Genomic DNA, 20,980 nt, shown 5'->3' with positions numbered 1-20,980 from the left:
CTGCGCCGATGGTAGTGTGGCTCAAGCCATGCGAGAGTAGGTCATCGCCAGGGTTTACACCCAAAAACCCCGCTGCTTACGCAGCGGGGTTTTTTCTTTGCGTCAATGCGTGCCGACCAACGGTCGGCACCTACCGAGTGCATGAAAAAGGCGCCCCGCGGGGCGCCTTTCGCGCATCACGACCAACGGTCGTGATCTACCAGGTCGTGATCGACTGTCAGTCGATACGCACAACCCCTCAACGGAACGCTGCAACCGCCTCGGTCAGGCCTGCTGCCTGCTGCTCGAGCTCGCGCGCGGCGGCGCTGGCTTCTTCGACCAGCGCGGCGTTCTGCTGGGTGGCCTCGTCCATCTGCACCACCGTCTGGTTGATCTGGTCGATGCCGGCGGCCTGCTCCTGCGACGCCGACGCAATGCTCGCCATGATCTTGCTGACCCCCGCCACGCTGCCCACGATTTCCTGCATGGTGTGGCCGGCGTCCTGCGCCAACCGGGCACCATCGGCCACCTCGCTGACCGATGCATCGATCAACTGCCGGATCTCACGCGCGGCCTCGGCCGAACGTTGTGCCAGGCTGCGTACCTCGCTGGCCACCACCGCGAAGCCACGGCCCTGGTCACCGGCGCGCGCCGCTTCCACCGCCGCATTGAGGGCAAGGATGTTGGTCTGGAAGGCGATCCCATCGATGACGCCGGTGATCTCGCCAATCCGCTTGGATGCGCCGTGGATGCTGTCCATGGTGCTGACCACGCGCCCCACCACCGCGCTGCCACGCTCGGCCACGTCCTGCGCCCCACGCGCGAGCGTGCTGGCCTTGTGTGCATGCTCGGCGTTCTGTCGAACCGTGGCCGTAAGCTCTTCCATCGAAGAGGCCGTTTCCTCGAGATGTGCTGCCTGCCGCTCCGTACGGGTGGAGAGGTCATGGTTGCCACTGGCGATTTCCTCAGCGCCCAGCGCGATGGCGCCGGCACTGCGTCGGATGCGTTCGACCATGCTGCCCAGCTGAATCGCCGTCGCATTCGCATCGCGCTGCATGGCAGCGAACGATCCCTCGTAGTCGCCCTCCATGCGCTGGCCCAGATCACCCTCGGCCAAGGCCGACAACACGCGGCGAAGATCGCCGACGGTGCTGCCCACCCGCTCGAGCAGTTGGTTGATGCCGGTGGTGAGGCCATCCATGAAGGCGGCACCGCTGTCGGCCCGCGGCAGGCGCCGGTCCAGGTCGCCGCGCGTCGCGGCATCCACGATCTCGGCCACGGCCGTCTCCAGCACCAGCTCCTGGGTACGGTCGTGCCATTCCACGGCGAAGCCGACGCGCGCCCCGGCCGCGTCGAACATCGGGCTCACCACCTGGGCAAAGTGCACGGGACCGATCCGCACGCGCCCATGGTGGGTGGCCTGAAGGGTGTCCAGGATGGCGCGGATGCGATCCGGGTTGGCGTGGAAGCGATGGATGCTGGTGCCCACGAGGCTGTCGGCGTCGAAATCCGGAAACGCCTCGCGCAGGGTGGCCTGCTGGTTGCGAAGCAGACGCACCACGGCGGGGTTTACATACCGGATCACGTGGGACGCATCGGCAATCATCACCGCCGTGTGCGAGACCTCCAATGCCAGGCGCAGGGTGGCGTCGGCCGCAGCGCCGGCATGCTGGCGGGTGCAATGCGCCTGCAGCTGCGCATGACCTGCTGATACGCGCGCCAGCTCGGCGCGCAGCGCGTCCCTGCTGCGCCGCACCCGCGGCGCCAGCACCACCAGCGCGCCGGTCGCCATCGCGATGCCAAGCACGGTGACGGACTGTTGTTGCCAGAGGGCGCCGGCAAGGCCGCAAACCAGCCCGGTGGAGAGCAACCCCGCGAGGATGCGCTGCCCGCGCGGGTGCGGGTGCAACGCAGGTGACAGCAGCATGGCGTCGGGTGGACGTGAGGAGGGGTGGGGAATGGCAGACATGACAACTCCAGAAGCAATTCGGAACGGAACGTCATCCGCTGAAACGCGGACAAACGGATGCGAGGCCCGGCGACCCAGCGGCGGAAGACCTTGCACAGACGTGGATGGGGGAGAGCACTCCTTCCTTGGAAGCCGGATGACACGCGGCTTCGCAGACGGCGGAGCAAGCGACGACACAGGCACGCTGCGCGTGCCTGCTGCATCGGTATCGGTTGGCGCCGCTGGAAGTTGAGTGCGACAGGGTGTCGCAGTGGTCAGCCGGCGAGGAAGCGCGTGATCACGTCGGCCACCAGCGCCGGGTGCTCCATGTGCAGGTGATGGGTGCCGGGGAATACATCCAGGCGGCCGTCGCGAAGCAGCTTGATGCGTTCACTGCGCAGCGGCTCGGGGTAGTACGACTGTGCCGGCGTCGCGTAGATCACCTGGGTGGGGCATTCGATCGCCGACAGCAGGTCGTCGATCTGCGCTTCGCTCAACCGCATCGCGGTGGGCAGCATCAGGCGCTGGTCGCTGCACCAGCTGTAGCCGCCTTCCACCGGCATGACGCCGCGTTCAACCAGCAGGCGCGCGCAGGGCTCGCTGAGCTGGTTGGCCATCATGCGCGCGCGTACCGGCGCGGCCAGATCGGAAAACACGCGCAGCTTCTTCGATGGCAACGCGCGCACGGCGCGTACATGCTCGCGAAGGCGCTGCGCGGTTTCATCTTCCGGCCCGCGCAGGCCGCCGAGCGCTTCTATGGCGATCAACCGCTCCACGCGCTCGGGCGCGGCGGCAGCGGTGAGGCTGGCAATGCCGGCGCCCATTGAATGGCCGAGCAGCGTGAAGCGCTCCCAGCCCAATGCATCGGCTACGTCGAGCACATGGCAGATCGCGCCCGGGGTGTTGTACTGCGTGCCCGGCGGCATATGCGAGCTGTGGCCGTGTCCGGGCAGGTCGATGGCCACCAGGTCCAGCCCGGGCAGTGCTGCGGCCAACGGCACGAAGCTGGCGGCGTTGTCGAGCCAGCCGTGCAGCGCCAGCACGCGCGTGCCTGCCGCCGGCGTCGAACGCAGGCCGGCCACGCGGGTGCCCGCCACCGGCAGTACAAGGGGTTCGAGCGTCATGCCAACGCCGTGATGCTCAGCCGCGACAACGCCAGCGCGTGCGCGGGATCGGCGTTGAGGCAAGGGATGTAGCGCATCTGCGCACCGCGCTCGGCGACGGTTTCGGTGAAGCCCATCGCCACTTCTTCCAGCGTTTCCAGGCAGTCGGTCGCAAAGCCCGGGCAGACCACGTCGATCTGTTTGACGCCGCGTTCGGCCATCGCCCACAGCGTGGGTTCGGCATAGGGCTGCAGCCACTTCTCGCGACCGAAGCGCGACTGGTAGGTGAGCTTCCACTCGCCATCCGCCAGGCCGAGTGCCTGCGCGATTGCCTGCGCACTGGCTTCGCAGCGCTGCGGATAGGGGTCGCCGGCATCGGCGAGGCGCTGCGGAATGCCATGGAAGGAAAACACCAGCTGCTCGCCGCGGCCGTGCTGCTCCCACCATTGCCGGATGCTGCCCGCCACCGCCGCCACCCAGTCCGGGTCCACCGCGTAATCGCGCACCAGGGTGACAGTCACGCCCGGATGGCGGGGCTGCCAGTCACGCACCTGGTCTTCGATCGAGGCAGTGGTGGTCGTCGAATACTGCGGGTACAACGGCAGCACCACGATCCGGCGCATGCCTTCGGCGGCCAGTCGGTCCAGCTCCGCGGTGAGCGCGGGCGCGCCGTAGCGCATGGCGTGGCGTACGCGCACATTGGGCATCAGCTGCTGCATGGCTTCGGCCAGGCGGCGCGTGTAGACCATCAAGGGCGAGCCGTCGGGCAGCCAGACCTGGGCGTACTTGGCCGCCGAGCGGCCACTGCGCAGCGGCAGGATCAGCCCGAACAGCAGGGGCTTCCACAGCAGCGGCGGAATCGCGACCACGCGCCGATCGCTGAGGAACTCAGCCAGGTAACGCCGCACCGCCGGGGCGGTGGGCGTCTCGGGTGTGCCTAGATTGACCGCCAGCACGGCGGTATCGGGTGCGTCGAGCATGGGACCATTCTCGCAGGTCTGCGCGACGGGCGGGATCGAATCACGCCATCACTGTCATCGAGTGGCTCGATTGAACCGAACATACTCATTGCGGATTCATAAGAACCCCACTAATTTCGGGGAAAGCGTATCGACGCTGTCCGTATTTCCCCTTTCTGGAGCACCCATGCGCCGCTTGAGCCTTGTACTGCTGATCTCCGCCAGCCTGTTGTCGACCCGGGCGATGGCCGGGCCGGAGGAGGACCAGCGCGCCCGCAACGCGGTGCGCGTGTTGAACGACATCCAGAATATTCCCGAGCAGGGCATTCCTGACAAATTGCTGGACGAAGGCCGCGCGATCGTGGTCATTCCCGACACAATCAAGGCAGGCCTGGTGATCGGCGGCCGCCGTGGCCACGGTCTGATGTCGGTCAAGAACGCCGATGGCAGCTGGTCCAACCCGGTGTTCATGAAGCTCACCGGCGGCAGCATCGGCTTCCAGGCCGGTGTGCAGTCCTCGGACGTGGTGCTGGTGTTCCGCAACGACCGCAGCCTGGACAATCTCGTCAACGGCAAATTCACCCTGGGCGCCGATGCCGGCGTGGCGGCCGGTCCCGTCGGCCGCAATGCCGCCGCGGCCACCGATGGACAGCTGAAGGCCGAGATCTGGTCGTGGTCGCGTGCGCGCGGTCTGTTTGCCGGCGTGGCGCTGGATGGCGCGGTGCTGCAGATCGACGATGAGGCGAACCTGGACGCTTACGGCAGCAACACCACGCCGCGCATGGTGTTCGAGGGCCGCATGGGCGAAGCGCCGTCGATGGACGTGGTGGCCTTCCGCGACCGTCTGGAAGAGGCGACGTATTCGGCACGTGAAAAGCGCGGCACCGCCGGCAGTGCACCGGCCCCGCGTGCGGCGACCCCGCAGCCCCAGGCAGCGCCGGTTGTAACTGAACAGGCCAATGCCGGTGCCACCACCGCGCCGTTGCAGGCCGTTCCGGCGCAGCCGGCACCGCAGCAGGGCTTCCAGCCGGTGGGCGAAGGCGAAGTGCGTACCGAATCGCTGGACGGCAACTGACTTTCGTCACGCGCGCCGCCCTACCGGCGGTGCGCTATGCTCAGGTCCTTGTAACCGGGTAATGCGAGCAGAACATCATGGGCAGTATGAGCTTGTGGCATTGGGTGGTGGTACTGGTCATCGTTCTGTTGGTGTTCGGCACCAAGAAGCTGACCAGTGGCGCCAAGGACCTTGGCAGTGCCGTGAAGGAATTCAAGAAGGGCATGCGCGACGAGGACAAGCCGACCGCGCACCTGAGCGATGAGTCGCGTCCGCAGGATTCGACGACGACATCGCAGAACGAGCACGACCGCGACCGGCGCTGATCGGGGCGGCATGGCGTGTTCGACATCGGTTTCAGTGAACTGCTGGTCATCGCGGTAGTAGCGTTGGTCGTGCTGGGTCCCGAGCGTCTGCCCAAGGCAGCCCGCTTCGCGGGGCTGTGGGTGCGGCGCGCGCGCAACCAGTGGGATTCGGTGAAGCAGGAGCTGGAACGCGAGCTGCACGCGGACGAGATCAAGCGCCAGTTCCGCGAAGCGCAGGATTCGGTGCGCGATACCGAGGCGCAGCTGCGTGCCAGTGGTGAGGCGGTACGTCGCGAAGCGGAGCAGGTGCGCAACCAGGTGCAACGCGATGGTGATACGCCAGCCAGCACCGACGAGCCGGTCATGACCGGGCCCGCGCCGGGTTCGCCGGCGAGCGTGGCCCAGCACGTGGTGGCACCCGAGCCCGAGGCCGTGCCTGAAGAACCGCGTGATGCGATGGCACCGCCGGGCATCGACGGGCGGGCGCCGCGCGATCCGCCGCCTGCGACGACGGAGGCCCCGCGATGAGCGCTAACGAGTCGCCGGAAAGCGGGTTGATCGAACACCTGATCGAACTGCGCGCGCGCCTGATGCGGGCGCTGATCGGGCTGGGCGTGGTGCTGCTGGGGCTGATGCCGTTCTCGCGGCAGATCTACACGTGGTTGGCGCAGCCGTTGATTTCGCAGCTGCCCAACGGGCAGTCGATGATCGCGACCAACCCGGCCGGTGCATTCTTCGCGCCGCTCAAGCTGACCTTCTTCGTGGCCGTGTTCATCGCGGTGCCGTGGCTGCTGTACCAGCTGTGGGCATTCGTGGCGCCGGGCCTGTATGCGCGCGAAAAGCGACTGGCGGTGCCCTTGCTGGCAACCTCGGTGCTGCTGTTCTACATCGGCTGCGCGTTCGCATACTTCCTGGTACTGCCGGCGGTCTTCCACTTCCTGACCACGTTCCGCCCGGAAGTGATTGCGATCACCCCGGATGCGAACGCGTACCTGGATTTCGTGCTGGCGATCTTCTTCGCGTTCGGCAGCAGTTTCGAACTGCCGGTGGCGATGGTGATCCTGACCCTGCTGGGGTGGATCACGCCGCAGCAGTTCAAGGACGGCCGTGGGTACGCGATCGTGGGCATCTTCGTGCTGGCTGCGGTGTTGACGCCGCCGGATGTGGTTTCCCAGTTGATGCTGGCGATTCCCATGTGCCTGCTTTATGAGCTTGGGATACATGCTTCGCGTTGGTTGGTGCCCGCGAAGAGCGATGAGCCTCAGGCTTCTTAAGCTTCAACAGCAGCGTTTCGGTTGCTACGTGCTGGGGAGGCCGACGGGCAGCCCCTTACGGGACACGCCGTAAATACATCCTTGTAGGCTTGGCAAAAACATCCATGTTTTTGACAGTCCCTACAGGGGCTGCCCGCCGGCCTCCCCTCTCGTGCATCGCGAGTGCGGATAAGAAAGCAAAGCAAAGCAAAGCAGCGACGCATGGCGTCGCTCTACGTCTTTGAATTTTTCAATGCATTACCGGATACATCGCACGCGCACGGTAGCGCGACGCCATGCGTCGCTGCTTTTCCATCCGCACAGCGCGATCCATGACGGGGCCGGGCGGCGGGTAGCCCCCGGAGGGACTGTCAAAAACATGGATGTTTTTGCCAAGCCTCCAGGGATGGATTCACGGCGTGTCCCGGAGGGGGCTGCCCGTCGCCCGGCCCCAGCCCGTAGCATCTGAAACGCTGCTGTTGCTGTTGCTGTTGCTGTCGCCGCCAATCAAGCCGCGAAAATATTCCCAGGCCCGTTCGACGGCGGTACCGGCGGTGGGGCGGCGCGGCCGCGGTGGGCGAACATCTGGTTCCAGGCGGCGTAGACCGCACCTACGTACAGCGGCATGATCACCGCCGTGTTGGTCAGCTGCATCACGAACGCGGCTGCACCGGCGCCGCCGGCCATCAGCGCCAGCTGCATCACGATGATCATCACGAAGTAGATGCACATCGCCGCGATCAGGCCCAGCAGCATGAATACTGCCATCGCGCCGAAATTGCGGATGCAGCCCTGCAGGCTCATGCGCAGCGCGTGCATGCCGCTCTGGTGGTCGAACACCACCAGAGCCGGCTGGGTGAACATCGCCATGCTCAGCGCCACGAACGTGCCGAATGCAATCAGCAGCCACAGCAGGATGCGCACCACCGGCACGCCCGCCATCAGCGCCATGGTCTGCTCATTGCTCGGCGTGGCGCCGGACTGCTGCAGCTCCTGCATTTTGCGGAACATCTCGGCCGTGGCAGTCAGGCCGTCGGGGCCCATCATCACGTACAACAGCGTACCCAGCGCAATCACCGCGATCAGCTGGATCGCCAGCGGCACCAGCAGGTGGCTCACGCGGCGGTCGCGGATCGGCTGCAGCAGGTGGGTCGGCATGGCGCGGTGGCCCTGGGCCACTTCGCTCACCGCCACCAGCATGCCGCCGAACACCAGCGGGCCTACCGCCACCGACACCAGTTGCAGCAACACGCCGAGCCAGCTCGGCAATGCCTGCGCCAGCACCAGGATCAGCGAACTGACCAGCATGCCGATCACGCCAAGGACCGCCAGCTGCAGCGGTGCGCGGCGATACAGGGTGAACGCGTCCAGCAGCCATTGGGCGCCCGCCGAGGCGGGCAGCTTGCGAATTTCGCTCATACCATTCCGGAACAGGGGGAAGGGCGCGTACGCCCCGAATACCAACGATTATCCCTGTTTTCCGTGCCCATCACCTGAAGGAAAGGTCGCTTCCGGCGGTCTTTCAGTTGTTGCGCGCCTGGCGGACGAACCGGCGCAGCAGCTGGCGGGCCAGCGGGGCCGCACTGACCCCGCGCGCCACGCTGCGCGCGCAGCCGCCGTGGCGACCGATGCACTCGGCACGCGCCCGCACGTAGCCGCGCATGTGGTGGGTGGCGAACTCCGGGTGGAACTGCACGCCCCAGGCCTGCTGGCCCCAGCGGAAGGCGTGGCAGTTGTCCTGCGCCGAGCGCGCCAGGATGGCCGCGCCCTCCGGCGCGCGCAGCACCGTCTGCAGGTGGGTGGCATGGGCCGGGAAGCGCGCCGGCAGGCCCGCGAACAGCGGGTCGTCCACCGCTGAGGGCTCCAGCGCCAGCTCGATCGTGCCCGATTCGCGCCCGGCCGGGTTGTAGGCCACCTCGCCGCCCAGCGCATGTGCAAGCAGCTGGTGGCCGTAGCAGATGCCGAACACCGGGCGGTTGTCATGCGCGGCGGTGCGCAGCCACTGCGCGCTGCGCTCGCTCCAGTCGGCACGGTCGGTCACGTAGGCAGCCGAGCCGCTGATGATCACCCCGGCGAAATCGCGGTGGTCGGGCAGCTCGCCGCCGTGCTCCACGTCCACCACCACCGTCTCGTCCGCATCCAGCCCCGCCGCGACCCGGATCCAGTGCGGAAAACGGCCGTACCGGCGCAGCGAAGCGACCGGTTGGCCGGTTTCAAGAATCAGGAAAGGCGAGCGGTTCATCGGGGGGAGGCAGCACGCTGAGGACTTCCTCGATTGTAGTCAGCCCTGCCGCCACCTTTTCAAGCCCCGCGCGGCGAAGGGTTCGTACTCCTTCAGCACGCGCGGCCCGGTTGAAACCGGCCAGATCCATGTCCGCCCGGATCAGCCCGCGCAGCCGCGAACTCAATGGCAGCAACTCATACAGGCCTACCCGGCCCATGTAGCCGGTGCGCCGGCAGTCGAGACAACCGGCCGGCGCATATGGCGTGGGTGACTCTGGTAATGCCTCATCGGCATCAGCCAGCACCGCCCATTGGGCCGCACTGAGCGGCTTGGGCACCTTGCAGTGCGGGCACAACGTGCGGACCAGGCGCTGGGCCAGGACCCCGTTGATGGTGCTGGCCAACAGGTAATGCGGCACGCCCAGGTCGAGCAGCCGGGTGATCGCCGAAGGCGCATCGTTGGTGTGCAGCGTGGACAGCACCAGATGGCCGGTCAGCGACGCCTGCACGGCCATCTGGGCCGTTTCCAGGTCGCGGATTTCGCCGATCATGATGATGTCCGGATCCTGCCGCAGCAGGGTGCGTACGCCGGCGGCGAAGTCCAGGTCGATGTTGGTCTGCACCTGCATCTGGTTGAATTCCGGCGCGATCATCTCGATCGGGTCCTCCACCGTGCACACGTTCACGTCCGGGGTGGCCAGCCGCTTCAGGGTGGAATACAGGGTGGTGGTCTTGCCCGAACCGGTCGGGCCGGTGACCAGCACGATGCCGTGCGGGCGCTCCACCAGCGCGGTCCAGCCAGCCGCTTCCTGTGGGCTGAAACCGAGCTGGTCGATGCTCTTGAAGGCCGCATCCGGGTCGAAGATGCGCATCACGCACTTCTCGCCAAAGGCGGTGGGCATGGTCGACAGGCGCATTTCCACCTCGCGCCCACCCGGCGAGCGGGTCTTGATGCGGCCATCCTGCGGCCGTCGACGCTCGGCCAGGTCCATGCGGCCCAGCACTTTGATCCGGCTGACCATGGCGGTCATCACCGCCGGCGGCACCTCGAACACCTTGTGCAGCACGCCGTCGATGCGGAAACGCATGCGCCCCATGTCACGCCGCGGTTCCAGGTGGATGTCCGAGGCGCGCTGCTCGAAGGCGTACTGCAGCAGCCAGTCCACGATGTGCACCACGTGCTGGTCATCGGCGTTCACATCGCCGGAGCGGCCCAGCTCCACCAGCTGCTCGAAGCTGGGCAGGACGCCGCTGGCTTCGCCGCGCACATCGCCGCGCGCCCCGCGCACCGACCGGGTCACCCCGTAGAACTCCATCGTGTAGCGGTGCAGGTCCAGCGGGTTGACCATGGCCAGCTCGATCCGGCGCCGGGCCAGGTGCTGCAGGTCGAGCAGCCACTCCTGGGCCAGCGGCTCGCTGGTGGCCACCAGCAGCCGCTCGCTGTCCACTGCCAGCGGCAGGAACCGATGGCGGCGGGCATAGGCATGGGAGACCAGCGCGGTCACCGCCGCCACGTCCACCCGGGTGGGATCGATGCGCAGGTAGCGGGTGCCGGTTCGGGTGGCCAGCCATTCGGTCAGCCGTTCCAGGCCCAGCTCTCCGCCGGAGGCGGCCGCCAGCTTCAGGTTGGCCAGCAGCACCAGCGGGTGCACCTCGCTGGCATTGCGGGCGCCTTGGCCGGAAAAGCGGATGCGCTCCACATCACTGGCCGCGACCAGCCCGTCGGCCACCATGGCAGCCGCCACCTGATCGAAATCCAGCCGGCCCGGCGGCAGGGGCCCCGGAGCAGGAACGGGGGCGAGCGTTGCCGGTGAGCGGTGTTCCATGGCGCCAGAATCCTCGGAGCGGGGGCCTGCACGGCGTGATGGCAGCTTGCCTGGAATGCCGGCGGGCGGTCCGTCGCTATACTAGCGCACCCCCTGAGCAGGCAAGACTCCGCCGCATGTCCGCGACCCAGAACGTTCCGATCACTTTCCAGGGCCTGATCCAGACCCTCAACCAGTATTGGGCGCAGCAGGGCTGCGTGCTGATCCAGCCGCTGGACCTGGAGGTCGGTGCCGGCACCTTCCACCCGGCCACCTTCCTGCGCTCGATCGGCCCGGAAAGCTGGAACGCCGCGTACGTGCAGCCCTCGCGCCGCCCGACCGATGGCCGCTACGGCGAAAACCCCAACCGCCTGCAGCGCTACTACCAGTACCAGGTGGCGATGAAGCCCAGCCCGGACAACATCCAGCAGCTGTACCTGGATTCGCTGAAGGCACTGGGCATCGACCCGCTGGTGCACGACCTGCGTTTCGTCGAGGACAACTGGGAATCGCCAACCCTGGGCGCCTGGGGCCTGGGCTGGGAAGTCTGGCTCAACGGCATGGAGGTCACCCAGTTCACCTACTTCCAGCAGGCCGGTGGCCTGGAGTGCAAGCCAGTGCTGGGCGAGATCACCTACGGTCTTGAACGCCTGTGCATGTACCTGCAGAACTGCGACAACGTGTATGACCTGGTCTGGACCTACGGGCCCGACGGCACGCCGGTGACCTACGGCGATGTGTACCTGCAGAACGAAGTGGAGCAGAGCACCTACAACTTCGAGTACGCCGACGTGGAAGAACTGTTCCACCGCTTCGACGCGTGCGAGAAGGAAGCACAGAAGCTGGTCGAGGTGGGCCTGCCGCTGCCGGCCTACGAGCAGGTGTGCAAGGCCAGCCATTCGTTCAACCTGCTGGATGCGCGCCGCGCGATCAGCGTGACCGAGCGCCAGCGCTACATCCTGCGCGTGCGCGCGCTGGCCCAGGCGGTGGCGAAACTGTATGAAGCCAAGCGCCTCGAAGCGGTGGCGGCCAAGGAGGTGCAGGCATGAGCACGATGCTGCCGCTGCTGATTGAACTGGGTACCGAAGAACTGCCCGTGAAGGCGCTGCCGGGCCTGGCCCAAGCATTCTTCGATGGCGTGGTGGACGGCCTGGCCAAGCGTGGCGTGGAAGTGGAACGCGGCGACGCCAAGCCGCTGTCCACCCCGCGCCGGCTCGCGGTGCTGCTGCCCGGCGTGGCCGTGGAGCAGCCGGAACAGCGCGGTGAAGTGCTGGGCCCGTACCTGAACATCGCGCTGGACGCCGATGGCCAGCCGACCAAGGCGCTGCAGGGTTTCGCGGCCAAGGCCGGGATCGACTGGACCGCGCTGGAGCGCACCAGCGATGCCAAGGGCGAGCGTTTCGTGCACCGTTCGGTGACCCCGGGTGCGCGCACCGCCGCGCTGCTGCCGGAGATCCTGGCCGAAGCGATTGCCGCCATGCCCATTCCCAAGCCGATGCGCTGGGGCAGCCACGCCTACGGCTTCGCTCGCCCGGTGCATTGGCTGGTGCTGCTGCACGGCAAGGACGTGATCGAGGCCGACGTGCTGGGCCTGAAGTCCGACCGCATGAGCCGCGGCCATCGCTTCATGCACGACAAGACCGTGTGGCTGTCCTCGCCGGACGACTACGTCAGTTCGCTGCAGGCCGCTTATGTGCTGGTGGACGCCGACGCGCGCCGCAGCCGCATCGTGGAGGCAGTAAATGCCGAAGCCGCCGCCGCCGGTGGCCAGGCGCGCATCACCGATGACAACCTGGAACAGGTGGTCAACCTGGTTGAATGGCCGGCGCCGGTGCTGTGCAGCTTCGAACGCGATTTCCTGGCGGTGCCGCAGGAAGCGCTGATCGAGACGATGGAAATCAACCAGAAGTTCTTCCCGGTCCTGGACAACAGCGGCAAGCTGACCGAGAAGTTCATCGGCATCGCCAACATCGAATCGAAGAACGTGGCCGAAGTGGCCAAGGGCTACGAGCGGGTGATCCGCCCGCGCTTCGCCGATGCCAAGTTCTTCTTCGACGAGGACCTCAAGCAGGGCCTGGAATCCATGGGCGAGGGTCTCAAGACCGTCACCTACCAGGCCAAGCTGGGCTCGGTGGCCGACAAGGTGCAGCGTGTTGTCGCGCTGGCCGGGCTTATCGCACCGCAGGTGGGCGCCGATCCGGTGCTGGCCAGGCGCGCCGCCGTGCTCGCCAAGAACGACCTGCAGTCGCGCATGGTCAACGAGTTCCCCGAGCTGCAGGGCATTGCCGGGCGCCATTACGCGGTGACCGGTGGCGAATCGCCCGAAGTCGCGCTGGCGATCGATGAGGCCTACCAGCCGCGCTTCGGTGGCGATGACATCGCGCTGTCGGACCTGGGCAAGGTGCTGGCCATCGCCGAGCGTGCCGACACCCTGGCCGGTGGTTTTGCCGCAGGCCTGAAGCCAACCGGCAACAAGGACCCGTTCGCACTGCGCCGCAACGCGCTGGGCCTGGCGCGCACGATCATTGAATCCGGCTTCGAGCTGGACCTGCGCGCGCTGCTGGAAACGGCCTTTGCCGGCCTGCCGGCGGCGGTGCAGCCCAGTGCCGAGCGCAAGACCGGCGCGCTGCCGCACGAGCTGTACGACTTCATCATCGACCGCCTGCGCGGCTACTACGCCGACAAGGGTGTGCCGGCCACGCACTTCAACGCCGTGGCCGAACTGAAGCCCGCCTCGCTGTATGACTTCGACCGCCGCATCGACGCCATCGGCATCTTCGCCGCGCTGCCGGAAGCCGAAGCGCTGGCCGCCGCCAACAAGCGCATCCGCAACATCCTGCGCAAGGCCGAGGGGGCGATTCCCGGCATGGTCGATCCGGCCCTGCTGGCCGAACCGGCCGAGAGCGAACTGGCTGAAGCCGTCGAAGCGGCCATCGACGACAGCAACGCCAGCCTGCACCAGAAGGACTACGTCAGCGTGCTTGCGCGCCTGGCCCGCCTGCGCCCGCAGGTGGATGCGTTCTTCGATGCGGTGATGGTCAACGCGGAAGATCCCGCACTGCGCGGCAACCGTCTGGCGCTGCTCAAGCGCTTGGGCGACCGCTTGGGCAGCGTGGCGGCGATCGAGCATCTGTCCAGCTGACGGCAACAGCCTTATCGCGTCTCACCCTTGAAAGCGCCCGACTGGTTCGGGCGCTTTCTTTTTATGCGCATTTGCTCGAATGCGACGAAAACTGCAATCAATCTGAATATTGATTGAGCGTTTCTTAGGAAAAATCAGAAAACGATAAATTCGTGCAATCGGTATTTCCCAGCGCCGCGTGATCATCCGGCGCCGCACTTCCACGCGGCACCGACACGTCGCGTGCGTCCTGCGCGGCTCGCCCCCGCTTCGCATGGAAGTTCTGCCGCATGCCCATCTTCGATCGCGCCGCTGGCGCCTTGTCTACCTTCAACCCGTTCAACGCACCGGCCAACGAGCCTGTGGCGCAGGATGCGGCTGGGACAGGCGCAAATACCCCCACCCATGTAAGCAATGCGACATCGCCGTACCCGCGGGAAGCCACGGCACTGGACGTCGTGCTGAGCCCGCGTGAAAGGGCGGTGCATGATGCGGTCCTGGAAACAGAAGCGCCGGAACGCGCGGCGCTGGCGTGGACGATGAAAAAGTACATCGCCGCTGCCACCACGCCGGAAGAACGCGAGGCCATCACCCAGCGGATGGAGCAGGCGCTTGCTGCGAGAGGTCGCGATGTGGCGATGCTGCGCCAGCTGGGCATCAACACGCTGGACAGCGCGTTGACGCGGGCAGCGTGGACCACACTGATGGCCGAACTGCCCGGCTGGGCCAGCAGCGCGATGACCGCAGGCCAGCTCGCCCGCAGCGTATTCACCGGCACGTGGGGCAGCGTGGCCGCCGTGCTGCCGTCATTGGCGGCGGCGCTTCCGTCGCTGCGCACTCATGCGCAGTTCGACGCGCTGGTGCAGTCGTTGCCCGAAACACTCCGGGCCAGCCTGTGGACCCTGCATGAGCAGATCGCACAGGCCGACGCGCAGTTGCGCCCCAACCTCGGCGGCGGTCACCTGGTGTCGGCGCTGGCGGTGGCCGCGCTGCTCTGGCAGGTGCAACGCGCGCTGCCCAAGCCGGCGGGGCAGCTGCAGGGGATCGGCCGCTTCATCGCCGAACTGCCGCTGCATTGGCAACGCGTCGCCGTGCTTAACGGCGTGGGCGGGGCGATGCTTGCACCGGGCGCGGTGGCCGCCGATAGAGAGACGGACGCGCCACTCGAACGCGACCAACGCGCACTGCGTCCAGGCCCGGAAGAAAAGGCGCAACGGATCGAGTTCCAGCGCTGGGCGGATCGGGACCTGCGGCCGGGCCCGCCGCGGATCCGTCCCACCATCGACAGCCTTGAGCCGGTGACGTTTGAAGCGTCGCGCGCGCCCGGGGCCCCGCAGGCAGGGGGGCCGACCCGCGAACCTGCCCCGGCACTTAGCCCGGCGCGGCCGGCCGATGCGGCAGCGTCACCGGGCAGCCGCCCGCAGAGCGGTTGGCTTGCGTGGCTGGGCGCCGGCATTGCCACCTTGGGCCATGCGGCACGGGGTGGCTTCCAGTCGGTGCCACAAGCCGCACCCGCAGTGGAAATGACCTTGATGGGCGGCTCGGCGCTGCGCGAGGTGGTGACCGAGCCGCTGATGTCGCCCGAAGCAGTTGAAGTGGCGACGGGAGCGGCTACCACCGTGCGCATGTTCCCCAATTTGCGACGGACGCCGCTGGCGCTGGCAGCGGCAGCGACGGTAACAGGCGCGGGTGCAGCAGTGATGGCCTTGGAGCGGTATTTCTGGCCCGACACCGCCGCCACCACGCCGATCGCGCTGGCCGAACAGCTGGCCGTCGAGGTGGTTGGGTTGCCGGACGGCCACTGGGGCACCGCGCTGGACCTGGTACTGGGCGAACTGGAGCCCACTCCGCGTAGCGGTCGCACGCGGCGCGCGGCACCCGCCACCACCGCCTACCGCGCAGGCGAACAGGAAGCCGACCTGCAGCGGCACGGGGTGTCGACCGCGCAGCTGGATGCACTGCGCGCCGACCCTGCCCTGATGCAGCAGCTGCAGTCGAAGCGTCTGTGGTCGGTAGCGGTAGCCCGTGACATCGCCACGCAGCCCGGCTGGGACTGGGTGGCGCGATTGTCGGCCTCGGAACAGGAACTGCTGGTCGGCCACTGGCAGGCGCTGCGCAGGATCGCCCCCACCCTGGCGGCGGTGGACAACGCGGCCGATGCGGTGATGGAAGAACTGCTGCAGAAAGCGGGGTGGCAGGGGAACTGGAACGACATCGAAGTGCGCCTGCCGCACAAGGACGTGGCCGGGATGCAGGTGGACGACCGCCTGCCGCTGCTCGCGTACTGCCTGTCGCGGCCGCGCGCCGGTGAGGCGTCGTTCCTGCGCGATGACCTGCCGGTCACCCCGCGTGAGTGGGCCCAGCTCAGGCAGGCGCTGGCCAGTGCCGACGCCAGCCGCCTGCGCGTGGACATCGCCGCCCGCGTCGAACAGGCGCGGCCGGCGCTCAGTGCAGCCGTGCAGGCGCAGCTGGTGCTGGACGCGCTCAAGGCCAAGGCGCTGGGCCGGCTGGGCAGCGGCGACGCGCATCGGCGTGGTGCGGAGGTGGTGCTGGGCTTCCTGCAGGGCACCGGCGCGGTCGAACGCGCCACGTTGACCTATGTGGACCGGCTGCCCGACGGCAGCGCGATTACGGTGCCGGTGCCGAACTACCTGGTGCTGCGCAGCGCCGCCAAGGAGGAGGGTCTGCGCGGCCAGGTGGTGCTGTACCGCTCGGACCTGTCGCGTTTCCAGGCATTCGGCGACGAAGACGCGTTCCGCGAGTTCCTGGATACCCAGCGCGCCCGCAGCGGGGCCTTCGCCGCCGACGGCGGGGTGCAACGCAGCCTGGGCGACGACATCGTGCAGGCCGCGCCGCCAGAACACCGCAGGGACGTGCAGAGACTGGTCGATGACTGGGAAGCGCGTCTCGTGCTTCACCAGCGCGGCCAGCGCGGACCACAGGCATGGAGCCCGGCCACGAGCTTCACCTTTGCGTTCACTCCGGTCGAGCACGCCGACGGCGCGCGGCAGCAGTGGGCCGACACGCTGGTCAATCACGGGCAGGCGCTGGCGCAGCAACAGCTCGGCCGCAACCTGCTGCGCTGGAGCCCGCTGGGCATTGCCAACGCAGCGGCGGAAGCCGCCTACGAGCAGCGCCGCGACAGCGCCCTGCAGACCCTGGACACGCACGCGCAGCCCAGCGTTACCGACGCCATGGTGGGCGCGCTGCGGATGGCCGGTTTCGAAGGCTCGCTGGCGGGCTTCGATCCGAGCCGGGTCCGCCTGCAGCTGGGCGAGCAGCACATGGACCTGACCCGTTGGGCGACCCGCGGCTGGCAGCAGCACGGGCTGCCCCGGCCGCCGGTACCGCTGAATGCCCCGGACTGGGCGCCCGACGCGGCCGGCATGCCCAATGCCAAGCTGCCGCAAGCGACCTGGCTGGACGATGCGACGCTGGACGCGATGCAGCTGGTGGCGTGGCGCGGCGACGCGCAGGGCGGGGTGGACACCGAGCTCACCGCGCGGCTGGCCGACCCGGCGCTGCGCCGGGCGATCTGTGGCGAGCTGGAGAGCTTCGCCACCAGCAACCGGCTGGCCACGGCCTACATTGAGCACCTGCGCGCGCTGCCGCGCAGCGGGGAGGGCAGGGCCTTCGCCGCTGCGCTGGGCAACCAGATCCGCGCGCGCACCGCGTGGATGATCGAGGTGGCCCGACAGGACGGCCTGCTGGACGCCGCCACCCACGCCGCGCTGGAAACAGCGCACGCGCGGCTCGACCCGGTCGGCAAGCAGACCTCGACCCTGCAGGTAGTGACGCTCAAAGGCCACCCGCTGGTGGGGCTGTGGGCGATCCAGACGCCTGCCGGTCGCCATGTGTTCCTGCCCGATACCCCCTACGGCGACCAGGTGCTGGACGAGCGCGCCTTTGCCCTCTGGCTGCGCCGACCCGAGGCCGAAGCCTACGTTCGCGCCCGCGCGCAGTATCGCTACCACCCGGACCTGGCCGGGGCGTTCGAGCATACCGCCAGCTCGCGCGGCATCCCGTTCGGCTTCGGGGCCACGCGTGGGCCGCAGGCGGCGGCGGCCACGCTGATCGCCGCGCGCATCGACGATGTGGACGAGCTTACGGTGAGCCCGCACGAGCAGCTGGTCGAGACGCTCAGGATGATTGGCACGATCGGGGTGGGCGCGTTGTGTTCCCTCGCCAGTGGCGGCACGCTGCTGTGCCTGGCCGGCACGCTGGGGGTGGTGGTCGATAGTTTCCACCGGGGCCTGGTTTACCTGGAGCGCGGCCTGGTCGATGACGGCATCCTCGAGATCGGCGGGGGGGTGGTCGATCTGCTCGACCCGGCCCAGATCACCGCGATCCCCGGGCTGCTGTACCAGCTCGGCAAGCGCAGCCTCGGCAGCATCGCCGAGGCGACCGCTGCGGTGCGCCAGCTGCGCCTGCAGCGGCGGGGGTTCAGCGCCGACGGACAGGTCAACCAGGGCTTCGCGGTGTCGGACAGCGCATTGGCGACCGCAGCGCTGCCCATGCTGGAACAACCGCTCGCCGGTGGCGGCCTGCTGTACCGGCAGCGGGACCGTACATATATCCGGCAGGAAGGTCATTTCGTCGAAGCGGTGACCGATGGCCGCGATGTGCGCCTGCGCATGCCCGATGCATCCGAGGCGCCAGGTCCACCGGTGGAATTCAGGAACAACGCCTGGTACCGGCAGGAGCGCCCGCCGGCGCACCGCGGCACCACCACGCTGTCGCCGGTGGGCGGGCGCGGGTGGGTGAGCCGCCTGCCGGAAGCGGAAAACCTGCCGCCGGAGAAGCTGGACGAGCTGGAGGCGGTGTTCGGCGTGCGTTCGCGTGATTCCTCACCCAGTGCCGACCTGCGCCACGTGGTGCAGGAGCTCACCATCGACCAGCGTGTGCAGCGCATTCTCGGCGACCCCGATTCGCTGGGCATGCCCGGCGACGAGGCGATCATCATGCGCGCCTGGGCCGACAGCCCTGCACTGGGCAACGGCAAGGGTGTGGAAACCTATGTCGACACCATCGGCGAGTGGACCCGAGGCGCACGTTTCGGCCGCGGTCCCGTCGGGCTGATGGTGGAAGTGGCCGACACGCGCACCTTGCCCGGCGTCGAGGCCCTGGTTGACGCTGCTGACGCAACCGCCCTGGCCACGCGGCTGAAACTACCGGCGGACACCGGCCGCGACGCGCTGCTGCAGGCGGTGCGCAGCGAGCTGGGCAGGGTGATCAAGGCCGACCCGGCGCAGAGCCGCCTCACCTGGCAACGCTGGATCGCCGCCCAGCACCGCCTGCCAACGGCAGCGGACAACCTGGTCAAGCACTTCCCCGATCTCACCAAGGCCGAGGCGGAAGAGATCATCACCCGCTCCAACGGCCTGCAGAAGCGCGAGGTGGAATCGTGGATATTCTCCACGGACATCCGCGCGATCGTGGCCGACACACTCACCAGCCGGACGCAGCGGCAGCAACGCCAGGCGGTGGTGAACGACGCCTTCGGCACGCTTGCCGATGTGCAGCAACTGGGCACCCACCTGCAGTCGGCACTGCCTGGCCGCACCATCAAGGTGCGTGACGATGGCCAGGGCGGTTCCGTGCTGCTGGTCGCCTCGGCAACGCCCGGGGTTGCCGAAGCACGGTTGGCCTTCAGCCCTGGCACGGGTAGCGCACTGATCGTGTCGGATGCGCAGCACAAGGTACATACGCACTGGCAGGACGCGTTGTTCGAACAGCTTGCCGCACCCGAAAAACGCCGGTTGGGCGACGCAACCACGCTGCGGCGCGAAGTGGTCGAGCAGATGAAGCAGATGCCGATCGCGCAGCGCTGCAGCCTGAGGGGACCGCTCAAGCCGGTGCCCGACAGCAGCCCCAACAGTGAGGCACGGCCCCACGAACGCACCCGCCGTTCGGCGGACTGCGATCCCCCGGACAGCATCTCGCTGGGTCCGGACATGATTGCACTGCGTGACGACATGCAGCGCAGCCTGGGCGCCATGCGGCACGAGCTGGACCGGACCTACACCGGCCTGCGCGCGGAAGAACGCGAACTGAAGGCGCTGACCAGCCGCATGATGCAGCTCAAGCTGGAGAAGCAATCCCTGCCGCCGGCCGACGCCGCACGCATGAAGGAGCTGCAGAAGAAGAACTTCCGCACCTTGAACGGCTACGACCTGATGAACGCGGCCTACTACCGTCTGGACGGCATCGCGTACGGTGGGGTGCCGCTGGGTCCATCACCGGATTTCCCGGACAGTGGTTTCGCCTTGAGTACCGTGCCGCGGGCATGGATGCACCCGGAAAACTTCGTCAAGCCGGTGCCGGTGCGCCGCGTGTTCCTGCCCGCTGCACAGGCCGAGGGCAAGCCGATGCAGAGCGACCTGTTCCGTGCGGACTATCCGCTGGGTGCAGACCTGATGCCCTCGGTGGGCAAGCTGGCCGAACCGGGGCAGGCGTCGAAGAAGATCACCCTGACCGAGCGCGACCTGCAGGTGACGGTGCCGGGCGGGAAGCAGGCCCGGTCGTTCGCCGAGCTGACCGACGCGGAGTTCGACGCACTGGATGGCAAGTCGCTCTCGGAGGCAATGCGGCAGTACGTTGGCGAGGGAAATCTGCTGGCAAGCAATGCAAAATCCCTGACCCCCGGCGACTACTACCTGTACCAGATACGCTCATGCAGCGAGAGCAAGATCCTGAAGGGCTGGTTTGACGCATTGAAGAAGGCGGTGCCTGCGATCGCGGACCTTCTCGATGGAAGGGGCCCGATACCGAAGGTCACGGGAAAGGTCGGCATCCTGTCCGACAGCAACCCCTGTTCCTACAGCTGTGATCGCCGCCTGGCCGAGTTGGAGGAGATGCTGCCCGATGTCGAACTTACCGTGTTCTATCACTTCGACACGCCAACCGAGGCCCTGGAGTGGCGGTCGGAGCAGGCCATGCTGCGGGTGATGGAGAAACACCGCGTCGCATGGGAGGGTGCAGGCCATTCCGAAAACGACATTCGGCAGATGGCCGCCGCCGAGTTGAAGAAGCCCGATGTGCGCCAATGGGCCGAGGAACAGCTGCTGGCATCGCCGCCGCCGCGGCCGGTGCCGCGGCTCTGGACACGGACGGAGTATGAAGCCGAGGGATTCTGAGGCGCGCCGCATGCGGATGCGGCACCATGTCGATGTGCGACGGCCGGGGTGCGAGCCCCGGCCGCCGCTGGACCACCGATTCCGGGAGCACTTG

Annotated in this window: 13 protein-coding genes; 7 read left to right on the top strand and 6 right to left on the bottom strand. The window is 67.7% G+C overall.

Annotated features, from left to right (window positions below):
• Positions 1 to 238: 238 nt before the first annotated feature.
• The 3 genes from ACQG3P_RS13020 to hemH form a co-directional block, all read right to left on the bottom strand.
• Entirely contained in the window at positions 239 to 1,948 is a 1,710-nt protein-coding gene (locus ACQG3P_RS13020) for a methyl-accepting chemotaxis protein (RefSeq protein ID WP_426805288.1), read from the bottom strand.
• A gap of 254 nt (positions 1,949 to 2,202) precedes the next feature.
• The gene (locus ACQG3P_RS13015; protein WP_426805287.1) at positions 2,203 to 3,051 is read right to left on the bottom strand and encodes an alpha/beta fold hydrolase; all 849 of its coding nucleotides are present in this window, start codon (positions 3,049 to 3,051) and stop codon (positions 2,203 to 2,205) included.
• A complete protein-coding gene (gene hemH / locus ACQG3P_RS13010) occupies positions 3,048 to 4,010 on the bottom strand; it encodes a ferrochelatase (protein WP_093532593.1) in 963 nt (320 codons plus the stop codon). Before hemH ends, ACQG3P_RS13015 begins: the two co-directional genes overlap by 4 nt.
• 166 nt (positions 4,011 to 4,176) lie before the next feature.
• Here hemH and ACQG3P_RS13005 point away from each other — a divergent pair, with 166 nt between their 5' ends.
• The 4 genes from ACQG3P_RS13005 (at position 4,177) to tatC (ending at position 6,622) form a co-directional block, all read left to right on the top strand.
• Positions 4,177 to 5,064: a YSC84-related protein gene (locus ACQG3P_RS13005; protein ID WP_426805286.1), complete on the top strand. Its 888-nt coding sequence runs from the start codon at positions 4,177 to 4,179 to the stop codon at positions 5,062 to 5,064.
• A gap of 77 nt (positions 5,065 to 5,141) precedes the next feature.
• Positions 5,142 to 5,369: a Sec-independent protein translocase subunit TatA gene (tatA, locus tag ACQG3P_RS13000; RefSeq protein WP_217538947.1), complete on the top strand. Its 228-nt coding sequence runs from the start codon at positions 5,142 to 5,144 to the stop codon at positions 5,367 to 5,369.
• 15 nt (positions 5,370 to 5,384) lie between these two features.
• Entirely contained in the window at positions 5,385 to 5,876 is a 492-nt protein-coding gene (tatB, locus tag ACQG3P_RS12995) for a Sec-independent protein translocase protein TatB (protein ID WP_426805285.1), read from the top strand.
• Positions 5,873 to 6,622: a twin-arginine translocase subunit TatC gene (gene tatC / locus ACQG3P_RS12990; RefSeq protein WP_320457670.1), complete on the top strand. Its 750-nt coding sequence runs from the start codon at positions 5,873 to 5,875 to the stop codon at positions 6,620 to 6,622. The genes tatB and tatC overlap by 4 nt, the downstream gene beginning before the upstream one ends.
• Positions 6,623 to 7,108: 486 nt before the next feature.
• Here the strand turns inward: tatC and ACQG3P_RS12985 are convergent, their stop codons facing one another.
• From ACQG3P_RS12985 to ACQG3P_RS12975, 3 genes are all read right to left on the bottom strand, one after another.
• Positions 7,109 to 8,020 carry a BPSS1780 family membrane protein gene (locus ACQG3P_RS12985; RefSeq protein WP_184126062.1) on the bottom strand — a complete coding sequence of 304 codons (912 nt, stop codon included), beginning with the start codon at positions 8,018 to 8,020 and terminating at the stop codon, positions 7,109 to 7,111.
• 103 nt (positions 8,021 to 8,123) lie between these two features.
• Positions 8,124 to 8,843 carry a glutamine amidotransferase gene (locus tag ACQG3P_RS12980; RefSeq protein WP_068847921.1) on the bottom strand — a complete coding sequence of 240 codons (720 nt, stop codon included), beginning with the start codon at positions 8,841 to 8,843 and terminating at the stop codon, positions 8,124 to 8,126.
• Positions 8,815 to 10,650, bottom strand: a complete 1,836-nt coding sequence (locus tag ACQG3P_RS12975) for a GspE/PulE family protein (RefSeq protein WP_093532598.1) — start codon at positions 10,648 to 10,650, stop codon at positions 8,815 to 8,817. Before ACQG3P_RS12975 ends, ACQG3P_RS12980 begins: the two co-directional genes overlap by 29 nt.
• Positions 10,651 to 10,766: 116 nt before the next feature.
• Between ACQG3P_RS12975 and glyQ the strand changes: the two genes are divergently transcribed.
• From glyQ to ACQG3P_RS12960, 3 genes are all read left to right on the top strand, one after another.
• Complete coding sequence (gene glyQ / locus ACQG3P_RS12970) at positions 10,767 to 11,678, top strand: glycine--tRNA ligase subunit alpha (RefSeq protein WP_068847918.1); 912 nt, start codon at positions 10,767 to 10,769, stop codon at positions 11,676 to 11,678.
• Positions 11,675 to 13,771, top strand: a complete 2,097-nt coding sequence (gene glyS / locus ACQG3P_RS12965; protein WP_426805284.1) for a glycine--tRNA ligase subunit beta — start codon at positions 11,675 to 11,677, stop codon at positions 13,769 to 13,771. The genes glyQ and glyS overlap by 4 nt, the downstream gene beginning before the upstream one ends.
• Before the next feature lie 269 nt (positions 13,772 to 14,040).
• Positions 14,041 to 20,886 carry a hypothetical protein gene (locus ACQG3P_RS12960; protein ID WP_426805283.1) on the top strand — a complete coding sequence of 2,282 codons (6,846 nt, stop codon included), beginning with the start codon at positions 14,041 to 14,043 and terminating at the stop codon, positions 20,884 to 20,886.
• The last annotated feature ends 94 nt before the right edge of the window (positions 20,887 to 20,980 follow it).

Origin of the sequence: Stenotrophomonas sp. SrG, from assembly GCF_050031795.1 — a bacterium.
Lineage (GTDB): Bacteria > Pseudomonadota > Gammaproteobacteria > Xanthomonadales > Xanthomonadaceae > Stenotrophomonas > Stenotrophomonas rhizophila_A.
This window is presented reverse-complemented; position numbering and strand designations above follow the sequence as displayed.